The organism is Streptomyces sp. CB01580, from assembly GCF_001905795.1.
Classification (GTDB): Bacteria; Actinomycetota; Actinomycetes; order Streptomycetales; family Streptomycetaceae; genus Streptomyces.
Map to the genome: position 1 here is coordinate 79229 of NZ_LIXJ01000022.1, position 18295 is coordinate 97523.

19 protein-coding genes and 1 tRNA gene are annotated in these 18295 nt (G+C 71.5%); 9 read left to right on the plus strand and 11 right to left on the minus strand.

Annotation, left to right across the window (positions count from 1 at the left end; translation table 11 throughout):
* The first annotated feature begins 106 nt into the window (after positions 1-106).
* Positions 107-607 (plus strand): inorganic diphosphatase, encoded by a 501-nt coding sequence (locus AMK22_RS27225; RefSeq protein WP_073789344.1) that lies wholly within the window; start codon positions 107-109, stop codon positions 605-607.
* A 2-nt stretch (positions 608-609) separates the two neighbouring features.
* On the opposite strand, the gene AMK22_RS27230 is transcribed toward AMK22_RS27225, so the two are convergent.
* On the minus strand, positions 610-1275 hold the full coding sequence (locus tag AMK22_RS27230) for a SixA phosphatase family protein (protein ID WP_073789346.1): 666 nt from the start codon (positions 1273-1275) through the stop codon (positions 610-612).
* A 23-nt stretch (positions 1276-1298) separates the two neighbouring features.
* Entirely contained in the window at positions 1299-1904 is a 606-nt protein-coding gene (locus AMK22_RS40205) for an inorganic diphosphatase (protein ID WP_079186421.1), read from the minus strand.
* 394 nt (positions 1905-2298) lie between these two features.
* Between AMK22_RS40205 and crcB (AMK22_RS27240) the strand changes: the two genes are divergently transcribed.
* The 4 genes from crcB (AMK22_RS27240) to AMK22_RS27255 are packed head-to-tail and all read left to right on the plus strand — an operon-like array spanning position 2299 to position 4286.
* Complete coding sequence (gene crcB, locus AMK22_RS27240; RefSeq protein ID WP_079186427.1) at positions 2299-2769, plus strand: fluoride efflux transporter CrcB; 471 nt, start codon at positions 2299-2301, stop codon at positions 2767-2769.
* On the plus strand, positions 2766-3143 hold the full coding sequence (locus tag AMK22_RS27245) for a DUF190 domain-containing protein (RefSeq protein WP_073789260.1): 378 nt from the start codon (positions 2766-2768) through the stop codon (positions 3141-3143). Before crcB (AMK22_RS27240) ends, AMK22_RS27245 begins: the two co-directional genes overlap by 4 nt.
* The gene (gene crcB / locus AMK22_RS27250) at positions 3140-3514 is read left to right on the plus strand and encodes a fluoride efflux transporter CrcB (protein ID WP_073789261.1); all 375 of its coding nucleotides are present in this window, start codon (positions 3140-3142) and stop codon (positions 3512-3514) included. The genes AMK22_RS27245 and crcB (AMK22_RS27250) overlap by 4 nt, the downstream gene beginning before the upstream one ends.
* Positions 3515-3569: 55 nt before the next feature.
* Positions 3570-4286 carry a MarR family transcriptional regulator gene (locus AMK22_RS27255; protein WP_079186422.1) on the plus strand — a complete coding sequence of 239 codons (717 nt, stop codon included), beginning with the start codon at positions 3570-3572 and terminating at the stop codon, positions 4284-4286.
* Positions 4287-4397: 111 nt separating this feature from the next.
* On the opposite strand, the gene AMK22_RS27260 is transcribed toward AMK22_RS27255, so the two are convergent.
* The 3 genes from AMK22_RS27260 to AMK22_RS27270 all read right to left on the minus strand — a co-directional run bounded on the left by AMK22_RS27260 (position 4398) and on the right by AMK22_RS27270 (position 6461).
* Positions 4398-5525 carry an MFS transporter gene (locus AMK22_RS27260; protein ID WP_242434149.1) on the minus strand — a complete coding sequence of 376 codons (1128 nt, stop codon included), beginning with the start codon at positions 5523-5525 and terminating at the stop codon, positions 4398-4400.
* A gap of 130 nt (positions 5526-5655) precedes the next feature.
* On the minus strand, positions 5656-6231 hold the full coding sequence (locus tag AMK22_RS27265; protein WP_338014192.1) for a Chromate resistance protein ChrB: 576 nt from the start codon (positions 6229-6231) through the stop codon (positions 5656-5658).
* Between the two features lie 156 nt (positions 6232-6387).
* Positions 6388-6461 (minus strand) — tRNA-Thr (locus AMK22_RS27270).
* A 178-nt stretch (positions 6462-6639) separates the two neighbouring features.
* Here AMK22_RS27270 and AMK22_RS27275 point away from each other — a divergent pair.
* The 3 genes from AMK22_RS27275 to AMK22_RS27285 all read left to right on the plus strand — a co-directional run bounded on the left by AMK22_RS27275 (position 6640) and on the right by AMK22_RS27285 (position 9412).
* Complete coding sequence (locus AMK22_RS27275; protein ID WP_073789265.1) at positions 6640-7776, plus strand: ABC transporter ATP-binding protein; 1137 nt, start codon at positions 6640-6642, stop codon at positions 7774-7776.
* A 361-nt stretch (positions 7777-8137) separates the two neighbouring features.
* Positions 8138-8551: a hypothetical protein gene (locus tag AMK22_RS27280; RefSeq protein ID WP_073789267.1), complete on the plus strand. Its 414-nt coding sequence runs from the start codon at positions 8138-8140 to the stop codon at positions 8549-8551.
* A 150-nt stretch (positions 8552-8701) separates the two neighbouring features.
* Complete coding sequence (locus tag AMK22_RS27285; protein WP_073789268.1) at positions 8702-9412, plus strand: nucleotidyltransferase family protein; 711 nt, start codon at positions 8702-8704, stop codon at positions 9410-9412.
* A gap of 256 nt (positions 9413-9668) precedes the next feature.
* On the opposite strand, the gene AMK22_RS27290 is transcribed toward AMK22_RS27285, so the two are convergent.
* From AMK22_RS27290 to AMK22_RS27315, 6 genes are all read right to left on the minus strand, one after another.
* Positions 9669-11366: a DoxX family membrane protein gene (locus tag AMK22_RS27290; RefSeq protein WP_242434150.1), complete on the minus strand. Its 1698-nt coding sequence runs from the start codon at positions 11364-11366 to the stop codon at positions 9669-9671.
* A gap of 242 nt (positions 11367-11608) precedes the next feature.
* Positions 11609-12565 carry a 23S rRNA (guanosine(2251)-2'-O)-methyltransferase RlmB gene (gene rlmB / locus AMK22_RS27295; protein ID WP_073789271.1) on the minus strand — a complete coding sequence of 319 codons (957 nt, stop codon included), beginning with the start codon at positions 12563-12565 and terminating at the stop codon, positions 11609-11611.
* 118 nt (positions 12566-12683) lie between these two features.
* Positions 12684-14087: a cysteine--tRNA ligase gene (gene cysS / locus AMK22_RS27300; RefSeq protein ID WP_073789273.1), complete on the minus strand. Its 1404-nt coding sequence runs from the start codon at positions 14085-14087 to the stop codon at positions 12684-12686.
* A gap of 288 nt (positions 14088-14375) precedes the next feature.
* The gene (gene ispF / locus AMK22_RS27305) at positions 14376-14966 is read right to left on the minus strand and encodes a 2-C-methyl-D-erythritol 2,4-cyclodiphosphate synthase (RefSeq protein WP_242434151.1); all 591 of its coding nucleotides are present in this window, start codon (positions 14964-14966) and stop codon (positions 14376-14378) included.
* Positions 14956-15702: a 2-C-methyl-D-erythritol 4-phosphate cytidylyltransferase gene (gene ispD / locus AMK22_RS27310; protein WP_073789275.1), complete on the minus strand. Its 747-nt coding sequence runs from the start codon at positions 15700-15702 to the stop codon at positions 14956-14958. Before ispD ends, ispF begins: the two co-directional genes overlap by 11 nt.
* 476 nt (positions 15703-16178) lie before the next feature.
* On the minus strand, positions 16179-16661 hold the full coding sequence (locus tag AMK22_RS27315; RefSeq protein WP_006380568.1) for a CarD family transcriptional regulator: 483 nt from the start codon (positions 16659-16661) through the stop codon (positions 16179-16181).
* An 834-nt stretch (positions 16662-17495) separates the two neighbouring features.
* Here AMK22_RS27315 and AMK22_RS27325 point away from each other — a divergent pair.
* Entirely contained in the window at positions 17496-18143 is a 648-nt protein-coding gene (locus AMK22_RS27325) for a DUF461 domain-containing protein (RefSeq protein ID WP_073789278.1), read from the plus strand.
* Positions 18144-18295: the final 152 nt, after the last annotated feature.

Consider the following 18295-nt stretch of genomic DNA (forward strand, 5'->3'; position numbering starts at 1 on the left):
CACGCTGCCGGGAGCCGGACGGCGACCGACGATGAACGGGACGCGCGTCCGCCGCAGCCCGTACGGGTGCGGCCGGCACGGCCCGGAGGCGGTCATGGAGGCGGGCATGGAGTTCGACGTGACGGTGGAGATCCCCCGTGGGTCCCGCAACAAGTACGAGATGGACCACACCCTGCACCGCATCCGCCTGGACCGGATGCTGTTCACATCCACGAAGTACCCGGCGGACTACGGCTACATCGAAGGAACGCTGGGCCGCGACGGCGATCCGCTCGACGCGCTCGTCCTGGTCGGCGACCCGACGTTCCCCGGCTGCGCCATCGAGTGCCGGGCCGTCGGCATGTACGTCATGAGGGACGAGAAGGGTCCCGACGAGAAGGTGCTGTGCGTACCGGCCCACGATCCGCGCTACGCCGCCGTGCAGGACATCGACGACATCCCCCGTTTCGACACCCTGGAGATCACCCATTTCTTCGAGGTCTACAAGGACCTCGAACCAGGCAAGTCCGTCGAGGGTTCCCACTGGGAGGGACGGGACTCGGCATACGCGGAGATCGAGGCGTCACGCGAACGCGCCCGACGCGCCGGGGCCGAGGGGCGTACGTGACATCAGCCCCGCGCGGCGGGGACGGGGCCGCGGGGAACGGCGAAGTCGGTGAGCACCGCCGCACCGGGCACGAGCCCGGCCCCGCCCCCGGCCCGGGTACCCGGCAGCGCCAGTACCGCGAACGCGGAGGTCGGGAACTTGGTACGGGCCCGCGCGAGCGCCTGTTCGTCACCACCGCCCGCGAGGGACAGGACGAGTTCCTGCACCCCGGGCTGATGCCCGACCAGCAGCACCGTCCGACCCGGCGCCGGGCCGTCGCGACCGTCACGGCCACCCCGCGCGAGCACGTCGTCGAGCACCTCGTGCAGCACGCGGAGAAGGTCGGACGCGCCCGCGGCGTACACCCTCGGCTCGTACACCACGTCCGGTTCCGCCGCCTCCGGTTCCGTAACGTCCGGTTCCGTCGCGAACAGCTCCGTCGCGACCAGATCCCAGGTCTCCCGGGCGCGCCGGGCGGTCGAGCAGACGACCAGGTCGGGAACGTACCCCGTCTCGTACAGTCGGCGCCCTGCCGCCGGGGCATCACGACGGCCCCGGCCCGCGAGCGGCCGTTCGTGATCAAGGACACCGTCCGGCCAGGCGGACTTGGCATGCCGCAGCACTATCAGCCGATCGCCGCCGCTTTCGGGCCCGGCACCGAACTCGGACCCTCCGGTCGCTCCGGTCACCCCTACCACCCCGGTCACCCCGGTCACTCCAGGCATCCGGTGAGCCGGAGATAGGCACGGCGCGCGTCCGACACCAGTTGGTCGGCCTCCCTGCGGCTGCCGCAGCCCGTCACCCGGTACGCGGTCCCGGGCGACAGCCGGCCGAGCGCCGTCGCCCACACGTCGGGCTCCGCGTGCCAGCGGCGCAAGTCCGTGGCGTCGACCAGGTCGATGAAGGGCTCGGCCTCGGCGACGCACAGCACTTCGTCCATGTCATGACGGCCGTCGTTCAGATGCAACAACGCCACCGGCCAGGCCGCCACCTCGTCGCCCGACCGGGCCGGCTCCCGCATCAGGACCAGGGTCCGTACGGACCGCCCGTCCGGGTCCAGGGTGTCCTCGACACGTCCCTCGCCCACGGGCCAGCCGTCGGCACCGCCACTCGCTTCCGGCCCGTCCGAGACATCAGGCGGGGAGAACCCGCTGGATGAACCGACAGAAGAACCGGCAGAGGAACCGCCGGACGAACCGACAGAGGAACCCCTGAACGAACCATTGGACGAACCGATGGAGGAACCGATGGAGGAACCGATGGAGGAACCGATGGAGGAACCGATGGTCGACTCGACCTCGACGGTGATGCGTGACACCGCTGCCCACCTCCCGCGACGCCGGGCGACCGGCTCGTACGGCAGCCACCCGCGCCGCACCGGCGCGGTCGCGGCGAGCCTCGTCGCCAGGCGAATTCCAGTGTCCCGCGCCCGTACGGCCGGGACAACCACCGCTCGCCGCCCACCGCTCCGAGCCGTACGGTCGGCGCCCGGCCCGGCAGGAGAACCGCGGCGATGCCCGGTAGGCTGGTCCGAGCGGTGTTCCCAGCGGTGATCGCGTAGTCACGCGGTCCCCTCCCCCACCGCACGGCGGTGGGGCCCGCCGTACCCGAACCGCGGCGACGGCGCCGCCAACGGTCCCTACTTGCGACGCGCACCGTACGTTCCCGTGCCTGGCGAGTAGGAGACACGCATGGAAGAGCCCCGGACCCCGATGCTGAACGAACCCGTCGACCCCGACGTCGACCTCCGCGTGCCCGACGGTCGGCGCAAGGACTCCCGGCTGTCGCGACAGGGTCCGGTGGTGGCCGTCGTGGCGGTCGGCGGCGCCGTGGGGGCGACCGCGCGATACGGGGCCTCGCTGCTGTGGCCCACGGCGACCGGCGCCTTCCCATGGACGACCCTGACCGTCAACGCCGTCGGCTGTGCGGTGATCGGGGTCTTCATGGTGGTCATCACCGACGTCTGGGCGGCCCACCGTCTCGTACGCCCCTTCTTCGGCACCGGCGTCCTCGGTGGCTTCACCACCTTCTCCACCTACGCCGTGGACATCCAGCGCCTGGTGGACGGCCGGGAGACACGCACCGGCCTCGCCTACCTGGCCCTCACCCCGGTCATCGCCCTGACCGCCGTATGGCTCGCGGTCGCGCTGACGCGCCGCGTCATCACGTGGAGGCAGCCATGAGGTTCACCGGTTCCGCACTGCGCGTCACCGTGTTCGTCGGCGAGATGGACATGTGGCACCACAAGCCCGTGTACACCGAGATCGTCCACCGGGCCCGCGAGGCCGGGCTGGCGGGCGCCTCCGTCTTCCGGGGCATCGAGGGGTTCGGGGCCTCCTCCCTGATCCACACCGTCCGGCTGCTGTCGCTGAGCGAGGACCTGCCGGTCGCCGTCGTGATCGTCGACACCGAGGAGCGGATCCGGGCCTTCCTGCCGCAGCTCGACGAGCTCGTCGTCCAAGGGCTGGTCGTCCTCGACGACTGCGAGGTCATCCGCTGCACCGGCCGTGATCGCAGGGGCCGGGACAAGACCCGCCACGGCAAGGAGGAACGGTGAACTGGCTGCTCGTGATCGCGGGTGCCATGGTCGGAGCCCCACTGCGCTACCTCACCGACCGTGCGGTCCAGTCCCGGCACGACAGCCTCTTCCCGTGGGGGACCTTCACCGTCAACATCTTCGGGTGCCTGATCCTCGGACTGATCACCGGCGCGGCTGCCGCCGGGGCCGCCTCCTCCGAGACACAGCTCCTGCTCGGCACCGGCCTCTGCGGGGCGCTGACGACGTACTCGACCTTCTCGTACGAGACGCTGCGCCTGGCCGAGGACGGGGCCCGCTTCTACGCGGCGGTCAACGTCCTGGCGAGCACGGCCGTCGGGCTCGGAGCCGCGTTCACCGGCGCAGCACTCGCCCGCGCCCTCTGGGGGTGACCACGCCCGGAGCGGTGGAGCGGGAGCGAACGACGGAAACGGTAGAAATGGGGACATGCCCCAAGGAGAGCCCGGAACGGCGGACGTGGACGCCGTGGACGCCGTCGCCAACACCTCCAACACCACTGACACAACTGACACCTCTGACACCGCCGATTCCTCTGGTTCCTCTGGTTTCTCCGAAGCCGACGACGTCGACGACGTCGACGCGGTGACGCGGGCGGTCGTCACGGCGTCACGGGTACTGGTCGCGGTGGCGGCGAACTCGCTCGCCGAGGTCGAGGAGCGGGTGACTCTGGCTCAGTTCCGGATACTGGTGGCGCTCTCGACGCGCGGCGCGACCAAACTGGTGGGGCTCGCGGAGCTGTTGCGCGTGTCGCCCCCGACCGCGATGCGCATGGTCGACCGGCTGATCGCCTCCGGTCTCGCGGACCGGCAGGTCAACCCCGGCAACCGCCGCGAGACCCTGCTCCGGCTCACCGACGAGGGCCGCCGCACCGTCGAGGACGTCACCGCCCGGCGCCGCCGTGAACTCACCACGATCATCGCGCGTCTCGCCCCCGCCCGACGCACGGCCCTCGTCGGCGCGCTCACCGCCTTCAACGAGGCGGCCGGTGAACCCCCCGCCCCGGGCCCGGAGGCGGACGCCCCACATCTGCTCGGCTGGGCCGACCTCCCACCGGCGTACGACACCCCGCCGCCGTCCCCGGACGGCCCCGCGCCGACGGCACCGGGCGACGGCGAGGCTCCCGCGCGACCCACCGGGCGCTGAAGGCCGACCGGGGGACCACTCGAAACGGCGCGCGGCACGGCCACCATGCCCAATGCGTGATCATTCCGCCCGTCGACGTGGCCGTCGCCGTTGCCTCCCCGGCGGTGTGCGTCAGCGGGGTGTACGGCGGATGCGCAGGGCGAGCGGAAGAAGCCCGATCAGGAGGGCGAGTGCGGCATACCCCCAGGTGAGTGCGGCTACGGAGGCAATGGAGGCGACCAGGAGCGGGCCTCCCGCGTCGCCGAGTTCCCGGCCGAGTTCGGCAGCCCCCATGGTCTGCCCCATCCGCTCCTCGGGGGTGGTGGCCGCGAGGGCGGCGAAGCCGAGCGGAGTGATCAGGCCGGTGCCGATCCCGATGAGAACGGCGGCCGCGAGCAGCCCGGCCACGCCTGGCAGCAGGGCGGCGACGAGTCCGCACGCGGTCAGCAGGAGCCCCGCGGCCGTCCCGGAACGCACCGTCAGCCGCCCGTCGTCCAGCGCCCGCACGGCCCAGGGCTGGACGACGGCAGCACAGGCCGCCAAGGCGGAGACGGCGGCACCGGTGGCCAGGGGCGACAGCCCGTCGACGGCACCGGAAAGGGGCAGGAACCCCACACCGACCGACAGGGCGGCGGTCGCGGCGGCCAGTGCGGCGACCGGCCGCAGGAAGACACCGTCGGTCAGGCGCCGGGCCAATCCCAAGAGGGTCTGACGGGCCTTGGGCAGCGGCGGCACGGCGGGCACCGTGAGCGCGGCCCACACCGCGACCGCAGCAACCAGCACCATCAGCACGCAGAACAGCAGCGCCAGCCCTCCCGCCCAGACCAGGACACCGCCGAGGAGCGGGCCGGCGGTGTAGCCGATGCTCTTGAAGAACCCGTAGGAGCCGAATGCGCGGCCGTGCTTCGCCCGCGGATTCAGCCGGGCGACCATCGCGGAGGCGGCGGGAGAGAACGCGGAGGCCGCGGCCCCCTGCCCCAGCCGGGCGGCCCACAGCCATCCCGGATCACGGACCGCGACGAACACGGCGGAGGCGGCGGCGAACGCGATCAGCCCGCCCAGCAGCACCGGGCGCGGCCCGACGCGGTCGGCAAGCGTGCCGAAGACCGGCTTGAGGACGACCTCGGCACCGTCGTACAGGGCGAGCAGCACCCCCAGGTACAGCACCGACCGCACCAGGTCCTCATCACCGGCACCGAGGTTGGCGGCAATGCCATGGGCGCCGAAGGCGGTGGTAACCCGGCCGCGTACAGCGGCCACATCCGCCGCCCGCGTATCCCATCGGCCCCTCCCGGCCCGCCCGGCTCAGCGGACCCAGCAGCACTGTCACGCCCAGCCGGCTCGGCAGGCTCAGCGGTGGGCTCAACGGGCTCGGCGGCGCGCTCCGCGCTCACGGCGCACCCTCCTGACCGCCGGAGGAGAAGGCGTGCAGGTGGACGAAGACGCGTTCGCCGTAGTCCTCGAACCGGCGTACGCACTCGGCGAGTTGCCGTTCGGCCTTCTCGGCGCCCGGCGCGCCGAACACGTCACGGGCCTTCAGATCACGGTGCCAGCGCCGCAGCCGCTCCAGCGACTGCTCCTCCTCTTCCAGCTCGGCAAGGGTGAACTTCGCCTTGCCGATCTCCTTGTCCAGCTCCGCCGTGTACTTGCCGCAGTCGGCGACGAACTCCGCCCAGTCCTCCTCGCGGGCGGTGGTGAACATCGCCTCGAACCGCTGCGCGTCCTGCGGACCCCGGCCCGCGGCACGCAGCACCACGGTCTCGCCCTGCGCCCGCCGGGCCAGTTCCACAGCCCGTTGCACGCCGTCGGCGAAGAACGGCACCTCCGGCACCGCCCACACCCCCTGGCCGAGCGACAGCGCGCCGACCTTGCGCAGCTCGCGCCACACCGCCACCCGGTGCCGCGACGGCTGCGACGGCAGCCGCACGATCAGCACCATCCACTGCATCGCCGTCTCCTCACCCACTCAGAAAAAGTAACGCACGTTACATGCAAACAGGGAGCGCGCGTCACCTCACCACCCCAGGCCGAACGGGCACGACCCGACCCGGCCGAGCATCAGGAACCCCGACGCGGACAGCAAAAGGCCCGGGTCGGAGCGATCCGACCCGGGCCTTCGCGGAGCCCCCTGTCGGATTCGAACCGACGACCTACGCATTACAAGTGCGTTGCTCTGGCCAGCTGAGCTAAGGAGGCATGCCGGAGCAGTGTAACCAACCTCGCCCCGCGCACGGTCCCAGAATTTCACGACCCTCGAACTACTGACATATTCCGCATGTCCAGGTAGCGTCGCTCAAGATTCACTCAAGTGGACCAGACCACTCCCTACTCGGATCGTCCGGCACGTTCCTGCCGGTGGAGGAGAAGAATCAGCATGGCCAGTGTCACGTTCGACAAGGCGTCCCGCATCTACCCCGGCTCGACGAAGCCGGCCGTGGACCAGCTGGAGATCGACATCGCGGACGGCGAGTTCCTCGTACTCGTCGGTCCTTCCGGTTGCGGCAAGTCGACTTCCCTCCGCATGCTCGCGGGCCTCGAGGACGTCAACGCCGGTGCCATCCGCATCGGTGACCGCGACGTCACGCACCTGCCGCCGAAGGACCGGGACATCGCCATGGTGTTCCAGAACTACGCGCTCTACCCGCACATGACCGTCGCGGACAACATGGGCTTCGCGCTCAAGATCGCCGGTGTCAACAAGACCGACATCCGGGCGAAGGTCGAAGAGGCCGCCAAGATGCTGGACCTCACGGAGTACCTGGACCGCAAGCCGAAGGCGCTCTCCGGTGGTCAGCGCCAGCGCGTCGCGATGGGCCGTGCCATCGTGCGTGAGCCGCAGGTCTTCCTGATGGACGAGCCGCTGTCGAACCTCGACGCCAAGCTCCGTGTCTCCACCCGCACGCAGATCGCCTCGCTCCAGCGCCGCCTGGGCATCACGACCGTGTACGTCACGCACGACCAGGTCGAGGCCCTCACCATGGGCGACCGGGTCGCCGTCCTCAAGGACGGCCTGCTCCAGCAGGTCGACTCGCCGCGCAAGATGTACGACAAGCCGGCGAACCTCTTCGTGGCCGGCTTCATCGGCTCCCCCGCCATGAACCTGGTCGAGGTCCCGATCACCGACGGCGGCGTGAAGTTCGGCAACAGCGTCGTCCCGGTCTCGCGCGAGGCGCTCAAGGCCGCCGCGGACAAGGGCGACACGACCGTCACGGTCGGCATCCGCCCCGAGCACTTCGACATCGTCGAGCACGGCGGCGCCGCCGCGAAGTCCCTCACGAAGGACAGCTCCGACTCCCCCGCCGGCCTGGCCGTCTCGGTCAACGTCGTCGAGGAGCTCGGCGCCGACGGCTACGTCTACGGCTCCGCGCGGGTCGGCGGCGAGGACAAGGACCTGGTCGTCCGCGTCAACGGCCGCTCCGTCCCGGAGAAGGGCACCAAGCTGCACGTCGTGCCGCGCCCGGACGAGCTGCACGTCTTCGCGACCTCGACGGGCGCCCGCCTCACCGACTGACGCTCCGCACGCCCGCGCACGGACCCGTACCTCGCACGCCGCTCACGCCCGCGTGCACCGCACGGCCCGCACGCCCGCGCACCACGACGGCCCCGCACGCTTCCCCGTGCGGGGCCGTTCGCGTGCACGGCACTGCCCCGGGAGACTCCGGGAGTCCTGGGAGCCTGCCGGAAGGCCGCGCGGAGCCGTTCGCGCGTCGCGGAGGCGGGAACGGGTTTGAACCGAGCTGTGCCGACTCCCCGCTGCGCACCGGCCGTTTCGCCGCTCCCGGTCAACACCGAATTCGAAAGGCGCCCTCGAACCATCCCTCGCAAGGGTGACAAGATGTCGCCATGTCATTACCGACCGCTACGCTCGCTGCGTGACCCACACCGCTCGCCGTATCGGCCGTTCCCTCGCTCTCGTACTGCCCGTCGTGATGGTCCTGTCCGGGACCCTCGCCGTCACCAGCGTGCCGTGGGCAGCGCACAGCTCCGATTCGCGGGTCCTGGCCGCGTCGGCCCAGGACGTATCGAAGCGTGCCAAGGCACGTGCCCCGCAGGACATCCTCCGTGACCGTCTGCTCGTGGAGCTCCGCGAGAAGGACCCGGGCGTCGCGCTGACGAACCTTCAGCGCTCCGTCGAGGGTCGGCCCACGCTCGCCCGGCACTGCATGTCGATCGCGAAGGCGCTGGGCCGGGCGGCGGTCGAGCAGTACGGGCCGACGCGCGCCCACCGGTTCTCCCGCCCCGTCTGCGACACGTCGTTCGCCTCCGGCGTCGCGCAGTTCAGCTGACCCCCCGGCAAGCGGGCCCAACACCGGTCGGCCCGGCACCGGTCGTCCCGACCCCAGCCGACGCGACACCCGGTCCGTCCGGCACCGGTCGGCCCGTCGCTCGACCGGCCCCGCACAACACGACACCAGGCACCACATATCGTGCCTGGTATGCATACGTATCCGACGCAGGCCGTGGTCCTGGCGGGTGGCCAGGGATCGCGGCTGCGCCCGTACACCGACGACCGCCCCAAGCCGATGGTCGAGATCCCGGGCACCGGGACCCCGATCATCGGCCATCAGCTTTCCTGGCTGGCCGCCGAGGGCGTGACCGACGTCGTGGTGTCGTGCGGTCATCTGGCCGAAGTACTGCAGGAATGGCTGGACTCAGCGGTGCTGCCGCTGCGCGTGACGACCGTCGTGGAGTCCGAGCCCCTGGGCCGGGGCGGCGGCCTGAAGTACGCCGCCGCCCGGCTGCCCGACCCGGACCAGCCCTGGTACGCCACCAACGGCGACATCTGGACGCGCTTCTCGCTGCGCGAGATGGCCGCCTTCCACGCCGAGCGCGACGCGACCGCCACGCTGGCGCTGGCCCGTCCCCGGATCCCGTGGGGCGCCGTGGAGACGGACGCGTTCGGGCACATCACCGACTTCATCGAGGCGCCGCCGTCGCCGTATCTGATCAACGCCGGCGTATACGTCTTCTCGCCGGCCTTCACCACCCTGCTGCCGGACCGCGGCGACCATGAGCGGACGACGTTCCCGAAGCTGGCGCGCGAGCGCAGGCTGGCCGGGTACCCGCTGCCGCACGGGGCGTACTGGCGGGCCATCGACACGGCGAAGGACCTGACCGAGGCCGCCAAGGAACTCGACGGCGGGTGACTCCGTCCGCTCGGTGGCCGGTGACTCCGACAGTTCCGAAACCTCCGTGAGCGCCTGCGGCGGAGCACGCCGCAGGCGCGCGTGCACCGCGTACGCGCGTCTGCTCGTGCACCGCGTACGCGGAGGGGCGGTCACCGGATCCGACCGGTGACCGCCCCTTCTTCGTCCGTCCTTCTTCGTCCGTCCTTCTTCGTCCGTCTTTCCCGTCCGCCTCCCCGCCCGCCTCGGAACGGGGCGAGACGGACGGGCGCCAGGCTCAGCCGAGCAGGCCCCCGATCGGGTTCTGCCCCGCGCCCGACGTTCCTCCGGTGGAACCGCCCTCGTCCGGGCCGCTGCCGCCCGAGGGGCCGCCGCCGGTGCCCGTGGAGCCCGAGGAGCTCGGGCCGGAGCTGCTCGCCGGGGGCTGCTGGGGAGTCGTCTGCCGCGGGACCTGCTGGACGGTGCCCTGGGTCTGGCTGGGCTGCCCGGCGCCGGTCGTCGCACGGCCCGGCTCGCGCACGGAGTCCGCGGGAGGCGTGGACGCCCGCGTGGACGGGGTGGTGGCGGCGCCGCTGCGGGTCGGCGACGGGCGCCGCCCCTCGGGCGTGTGTGATGCCTCACCGGTACGGGACTTCTCCGGAAGCGGGGAGCCGGGCAGCTGGTTGGTCGGGTTGCCGTTCGGGCCCGGCACGGTCACGACCCCGGAGGAGCGGACGGCCCCGCCGAGGATGGAGCCCACGAGGAACGTGAGTCCGAGGACGAGGGTCGCGACGGCGGCGCCCCGGCGCAGCACTCGACGGCGCAGGTCCCAGATCGCCGAGCGCGGGCCGAGCGTGCGCCACGCCTCGCCGGCGAGCCGCCCGTCGACGGAGTAGACCGGCGCGCCCGCGATGATCAGCGGGCTCCAGGCGGCGAGGTAGATGATGTCGGGCGCGTCGTACACGGCGACGCTGCGCCAGCTCACGGTGACCAGCAGGGCGGCGGAGAGCAGGGCCCCGACGGACGCGGCGACGCGCTGCCAGAGGCCGAGCACAGTGAGGACACCGACGACGACCTGGAGGAAGGCGACGGTGAGCCCGGCGCCCACCGGGTGCGAGAGCGCGAAGTCGCGCAGCGGTTCGGCCAGCGTCCAGGGGTGCAGCGAGTTCAGCCACGTGACCATGGAGCCGCGTTCGCCGCCGTCGAAGTACACCGGGTCGCACAGCTTGCCCATGCCGGCGTAGATGGAGATGAAGCCGAGGAAGACCCGCAGGGGCAGCAGCACCACGCCGAGGTTCATACGGCGTCCCGGGTAGTACGCGTGCCGAACGGCGTCCTGAGCCTGGCGGCGGCCCCGGGCCTCCGTGCCGTCGTCGTACGCGGCCCCGGCCCCGGCCCCGTCCTCGTCACCGGCCGCGTCCACGTATCCGTCGTAACCGGTGTCGCGGCCGTACGGACCGTGATCGACGGGGTCGTAGGCACCAACCGCCTGGCGCATCGGCGGCAGCAGCGGACCGTTGCCGTGCGGTCCCGGCTGCTGGGGCGCGGTGACGACGGGATTGGGCTGGGTCTCCTCCAGGCAGTCGATCAGCTGGGTGCTGCCCGCGCCGAGCCCGCCGTCGAACTCGCCGGGGCGCCCGGAGTCGCCGTGGTGGGCACGGGAGTCGTAGGCGTCGTACGCGGCCGTCGAAGGGCCTGCGGCCGAATTCCGCACGGCCTGGAGGAGTCCGGTGGCTCCGGGGTCGCCGGGGGCGGACCTGCCACTCCACACGACGGGCGCGCGCCTGCCGCGCGCCGTTCCGGGGGACCCGCTCATGGCGGGGATCCTGGGCACGCCCGCGGGGGCCAGCCCGCGCAACCGTGCGCGCTGGCCGGGCGCGAGCTGCACCCGGAAGCTGGCGTGGTTGACGATGACCTGCGCAGGGTCGCAGTCCACCTTGGTCATGCTCAGGGCGGGTTGTTCGTCGAACCGAGGCGTTCTGGTGTCCACACTCATCTAACCGAGTGATGAGTGTTTAGGACACTGCCTTGACGAGCCCGATGTGTCCGAGACCCGTCAATCATGTCCGAGACGCGTCAACGACGGTTCTCGGACCGAACGGGAACGGGCCGAACGGAACGATCGACGGGCCGGACGGGACGGCTGACGGGACGAGGCCGGGCCGGGCCGCCGAACGGGACGAGACCGGGGCGGACGGGCGGGACCGGGCCGGATGGCCGACCCCGCCCAAGAGTGTCTCAGGCCCGGCGCCGCGCGGCCTCGTAGAGGACGATCCCGGCCGCGACACCGGCGTTCAGCGACTCGGCACCGCCCGGCATCGAGATGCGGACGCGGTAGTCGCAGGTCTCGCCGACGAGACGGCCGAGTCCCTTGCCCTCGCTGCCGATGACGACGACGACCGGGCCGTCGAGCGCCTCCAGGTCCTCGACGGTGTGCTCGCCGTCCGCGGCGAGGCCGACGACCGTGAGGCCCGCCTTCTGGTAGCCCTCCAGGGCCCTGGTCAGGTTCGTCACCCGGGCGACCGGCGTACGGGCCGCGGTGCCGGCCGAGGACTTCCAGGCACCGGCCGTCATCCCGGCCGCGCGACGCTCCGGCACGACCACGCCGTGCCCGCCGAACGCGGAGACGGAACGGACGATCGCACCCAGGTTGCGCGGGTCGGTGACACCGTCGAGGGCAACGATCAGCGGCTCCTCGCCGTTGTCGTGCGCGGCGACCACCAGGTCGTCCGGGTGCGCGTACTCGTACGGCGGGACCTGGAGGACGAGGCCCTGGTGGTTCAGACCGTTCGTCATCCGGTCCAGCTCGGCGCGCGGCGCCTCCATCAGGTTGATGTTGCCGCGCTCGCCCGCGAGCTGGAGCGCCTCGCGGACCCGCTCGTCGTTGTCGATGTACTGCTGGACGTACAGGGTCGTCGCGGGCACCCCGTCGCGCAGGGCCTCGTAGACCGGGTTGCGGCCGACGACCATCTCGGACGTGCCCTTGGCGCCGCCGCGGCGCGGCGCGGGGCGGCGGTGCGCGGCCTGCTTGGCCTTGGCGTGGGCGATCCGGTTCTTCGCGTGCCCCTTGCGCGCGGAGGCGGGCGGCGTCGGGCCCTTGCCCTCCAGGCCACGGCGTCGCTGGCCACCGCTGCCGACCTGCGCGCCCTTCTTGTTGGCAGTGCGGCGGTTCCTGCGCTGGCTGTTCCCGGCCATGACCTACCTGTTTCGTTGCTGCTCGGACGAGCGTGCGTTGCGTACGTATATGAAGTGTGCCCCCATGAGTGTGCCGTCCGGGACTCCGGACGGCACACACGGGATGCCTACGGGCTGCCTACGAGCGCGGACCGAGGGTCCAACGCGGTCCGGCCGGGCTGTCCTCGATGACGAGCCCGGACTGGCCGAGCTGGTCGCGGATGGCGTCGGCGGCGGGCCAGTCCTTCCGGGCGCGGGCCGCCTCGCGCTGGTCCAGGACCAGGCGTACGAGCGTGTCCACGACCCCGTGCAGATCGTCGCCGCGGTCGCTCTCGCCCGCCCAGTGCTCTTCCAGCGGGTCGAGCCCGAGGACGCCGAGCATCGCCCGTACCTCCGCGAGCCGGGCGACGGCCGCCTCCTTGTCGTCGGCGGCCAGCGCGGAATTGCCCTGCCGGACCGTGGTGTGGACGATCGCGAGCGCCTGCGGGACGCCCAGGTCGTCGTCCATCGCCTCCGCGAACGCGGGCGGCACCTCACGGGCCGGGGCGACCATGCCGCCCGCCTTCTCGACGACCCGCTGCACGAAGCCCTCGATCCGCGCGAACGCGGACTCGGCCTCGCGCAGGGCCTCCTCGCTGTACTCGATCATCGACCGGTAGTGCGGGGTGCCGAGGTAGTAGCGCAGCACGATCGGGCGCCACGCCTTGACCATCTCGCTGACCAGCACCGAGTTGCCCAGCGACTTCGACATCTTCTCGCCGGACATGGTGACCCAGCCGTTGTGCACCCAGTAGCGCGCGAACTCGTCGCCGAACGCCTGGGCCTGGGCGATCTCGTTCTCGTGGTGCGGGAAGATCAGGTCGATCCCGCCGCCGTGGATGTCGAAGGCCCGGCCGAGGTACTTGTGCGCCATGGCCGAGCACTCCAGGTGCCAGCCGGGCCGGCCGCGGCCCCACGGGGTCTCCCAGCTGGGCTCGCCCGGCTTGGACGCCTTCCACATCGCGAAGTCGCGCGGGTCGCGCTTGCCGGTCTCGCCCTCGCCGGACGGCTGACGCAGATCGTCCAGGTCCTGGTTGGACAGCGACAGATAACCCGGGTAGGAACGCACATCGAAGTAGACGTTGCCGTCCGCCGCGTAGGCGTGACCACGTTCGATCAGGCCCCGCATCATCTCGACCATCTCGGTGACGTGCCCGGTCGCGCGCGGTTCGTACGTGACCGGCAGGCAGCCCAGCGCGTCGTACCCGGCGTTGAACGCCCGCTCGTTCTCGTAGCCGATGGCCCACCACGGCCGGCCCTGCTCGGCGGACTTCGCGATGATCTTGTCGTCGATGTCGGTGACGTTCCGGACGAACGTGACGTCGTAGCCGCGGTACTCGAACCAACGGCGCATGATGTCGAAGTTCAGACCGGACCGGATGTGCCCGATGTGCGGGGCCGCCTGAACGGTGGCACCACACAGGTAGATCGAGACACAGCCCGCCGTGAGCGGGACGAAGTCACGGATCTGCCGGGCGCTGGTGTCGTACAGGCGAATAGTCACGCCTCAAGGGTAGTGGGCGTGCACCAGTGCCCCGCGCCCCCTCGGGGGTCGCAGGGGTCCTCTTCACGGGAAGCGGTGTGCGCCGGCGGCTCGCTCGGGTCCGCGAGAGGACCTTGCTCGGCGCGATCCGGACGATCACGTGCTCGGTGCCGGTGGGACCGACGGGTCGAACTCCGCGTACGGCTTGCCGGTGTACCTGACGGACGGCTCGTCGAGAAGCTCCGGCGCTGCCGCACCGCTCCCGGGGGGCCGTCCCGCGCCGACGGTGCGGGACGGCCCCGGGGCGGGTCAGCCGGTGCGGTGGACCAGCGCGGTCGCGATCCCGGCGATGCCCTCGCCCCGCCCGGTGAAACCGAGCCCGTCGGAGGTCGCGGCGGAGAGCGAGACGGGCGCCCCCACGGCGTCCGACAGCACCCGCTGCGCCTCCCCGCGCCGCTTGCCGATCTTCGGCCGCACGCCGACGACCTGGACGGCGACGTTCCCGATCTCGAAGCCCGCGGCCCGTACGATCCGCGCCGCCTCGGTCAGCAGCGTGACCCCGGAGGCGCCGGACCACTCGGGCCGCCCGGTGCCGAAGTGCTGCCCGAGGTCGCCGAGCCCGGCGGCCGAGAAGAGCGCGTTGCATGCGGCGTGCGCGACGACGTCGGCGTCCGAGTGCCCGGCCAGGCCGGGGCCCTCGCCCTCCCACAGCAGGCCCGCGCACCACAGCTCGCGGCCCTCCTCGAAGGCGTGGATGTCGGTGCCGATCCCGACGAGCGGGATCACCGGCCCGGCCGTCCGGACCTGCGCCGCGTCCCCGCCGGCGGACGCCGCGGACCGTTGCCCCGCCGACTCGTTCCCGGCCGCCACCGCCCCGGGAACCGTTTCCTCAGAAGCCATCGTTCGCCCTCCTGCGCGCGAGTACCGCCTCGGCCAGCACCAGATCCAGCGGCCGGGTCACCTTGAACGCCTCCTCGTGCCCGGGGACGACCACGACCGGCTCCCCGAGCCGTTCCACCATGCCCGCGTCGTCCGTGGCGCCCTCGCCGCCGACGACGACGGTGCGGTGCGCGCGCACGAGCGTGTCGCGGTCGAAGCCCTGCGGGGTCTGCACGGCGCGCAGCCGGGCCCGCTCGGGCGTGCCGAGCACCGGCTCCGGTTCACCCGGCGCCCCGGGCTCCACCTCCTTGACCGTGTCGGCGAGCGGCAGCGCGGGGACGACGGCGGGCGCGCCGTCGCGCACCGCCTCGATCACCGCGTCCACCGTGTCGACGGGCACCAGCGGGCGCGCCGCGTCGTGCACGAGCACGACGGAGATGTCCTCGGGCAGGACGTCGAGGCCGAGGCCCACCGACTCCTGGCGGGTGTCGCCACCGGGCACGACGAGGTAGTCGGTGCGTTCGGGCAGGGCGTGCTCGTTCAGCAGGTTCTTGACCTCGGGGGCGCCGTCCGGCGGCGCCACGACGACGACCAGCGAGACGGAACGGGACGCCGCCATGGCCCGTACCGCGTGGATGAGCATCGGCGTCCCGCCCAGCCCGCGGAGCGCCTTGGGGGCTCCCGGGCCGAGCCGGACACCGCGGCCGGCCGCGGGAATCACGGCGGCGGTGCGGGAGAGGCGCGGTTGATCAGACATCGGTTGCACTCCGGAGCTTCGGCATGTTTGTTTCCACGGCCGACGTGGGTATGGCCACAAGCGAGCCGGGCGCCGAGCCGCGACTCGACCGGGCCCTTTCCGTGACACCCGGTCGAAGCCGGGCGAGCCGCATCGGCCGCTCGGGATCGGCTGCGCAAGATCGCGAGCAAAGTATCGGGGGGATCGCCGCTGAAGCCAACGCAAGGGTGCGACGGAACATAATCGTCGCTATTCAGCCATGTCCTGGCTGAATCCAGATGGATCGTGCCGCCCTTCGGCGCACCTGGCCTTCGTCGTACCGGCCTTCCGTGCCCGGCGACCGCGCCGCACCGATACCGGAACGCCCACCCGGATACCGGGAACCGCATGCCGGATATCGGCATGCATGCGGACATGCCGCAGCGCCCGACCGACGTACCGTGAACACGGTTGTCAGCGGGCACCGCAGCACATTTTCATGACCGGCACGAGCCGGTTCAGGACGCGAGTACCTCGTCGAGCAGAGCCTCGGCCTTGTCCTCGTTCGTGTTCTCCGCGAGAGCGAGCTCGCTCACCAGAATCTGGCGGGCCTTGGCCAGCATTCGCTTCTCGCCCGCGGAGAGTCCGCGCTCGCGCTCACGGCGCCACAGGTCGCGAACCACTTCGGCGACCTTGATGACATCACCGGAAGCGAGCTTCTCCAGATTTGCCTTGTAGCGCCGGGACCAGTTCGTCGGCTCTTCGGCATACGGCGCACGCAGCACCTCGAAGACCCGGTCCAGCCCCTCCTGCCCGACCACGTCGCGCACACCCACGAACTCCGCATTGTCCGCCGGCACACGAACCGTCAAGTCGCCCTGGGCGACCTTGAGCACCAAGTAGGTCTTGTCCACGCCTTTGATCTGGCGAGTTTCGATAGCCTCGATCAGCGCGGCCCCGTGATGGGGATAGACCACGGTGTCGCCAACCTTGAACGTCATGTGACAGGTACCCCTTCCGTGGCTATCAAGGGTAACACGAGAACAGCTTCTCCTGAATGGCGTTTTCGCAGGTCAGGGCATATCTCGGGGCTTGACAACAGCGACACGTACGTGCTGCGGAAGGTTCACGGAAGCCGGTATTCGCAGGTCGGAGCGGCTGCACGGGCGGGACGAAACGTACACCTCGCGCACCCCGGAACCCCCCTCTGAAGTGGTCGAACGTCCCATTTTGTCGGGTTCTCGATGCCAAACTTTCCATACTCCGTTCGAAGATCGCCCACTCGTACGGATGTATGCGTGGAGGTAAGTGGTGTCGTTCAATGGAATTGATCGACACTGCGCCGTGATCACTTATGCGCACGTAATGCGCCACCCTCATGAATTGATCACCGGCAATATGTGAACGCCATGTGTCGGCGCATGAGGACCGCACATGGCGATCGGATGCGGCGGCGCGCGACGACCGGATGCGGCGACCGGATGCGGGTGCCCGTTGTTCCGATGCGACTGCCCCGCAACCCGGTTGCGTCCGCCCCGCACATCCGGGCATGGCCGCCCGGTATGTCCGAGCGCGGCTTCTCGTCGCCACGAGCGGACGCGCTGCTCCGAGGGCGGTGCCGACAGGGCGCCGTCGGCCCGGGGACACGCCTCGGGAGCGCCGGGGGCGGAAGCGCGGAGCGGGTAAGGGGCGGGTCGGGTGCGGGGCGGGCGGGGCGGCTCGGTAGCCTAAGGCCGCTGACACACACTTAGGGCGGCTTTACGCCGCTCGCAGGGCGACCCCCCGTCGCTCGACCATCCGTCCGCAGTCCGATCGTTCAAGGAGTTGCCGCCGCCGTGAGCCGCAGCCTTCGACACGGCGCCCTCGCCGCCACAGCCATCGTGTTCTCGATCGCCTCGCTCGCCGCGTGCGGTGCGGGCAATGACGCAGCCACGCTCCAGATCACGCCGGACAGCGCCGCCACCACCTCCGGTGACATCAGCATCCAGAACGCGAACCTGATCACCCAGCCCGAGCGCAACGCGGAGGGGCCGGCCGTGGTCTCCGCCACGCTCTTCAACGACGGCACCAAGCAGCAGACCCTCGAGTCGGTCACCCTGCCGGGCACGAACGCCACGGTGAAGCTGCACGCCGCCGAGGGCAGCGGCCCCGTCGTCGTCCCGGCCGGCGGCAGGGTGATCATCGGCGGCAAGGGCAACGCGTCCGCCGTGATCGAGAACGGCCGCGAGGCCGCCCCGGACGGCAGCGTGCAGAACGTCGTCTTCAAGTTCAGCTCGACCGGCGAGATCCCGCTCGGCGTGTTCGTCGTCCCGGCGACCAGCCACTTCACGGACTTCGGCCCGAGCTCACTGCCGACGGCTCCCTCTCAGAAGCCGACCGCACCGACCGGCTCCGCGACGCCGGGTGCCCCGGGCGGGGCCCACTCCGAGAACGACACGTCCGCCCAGGACGGCTCCGAGGCCGACGCCCCGTCGGGCGACTGACCGGACGGACGCACAGGGACACGTCGGCACCCGCAGCCGGTGGGTGCCGGTCCCTGGCAGGCGCACGGGAACGTGAACGGCGGAGGGCGCCCTCCCTTTCGGGGAAGGGCGCCCTCCGCCGTCGTGTACCGCCGTCGCGCGACCGCCGTTGT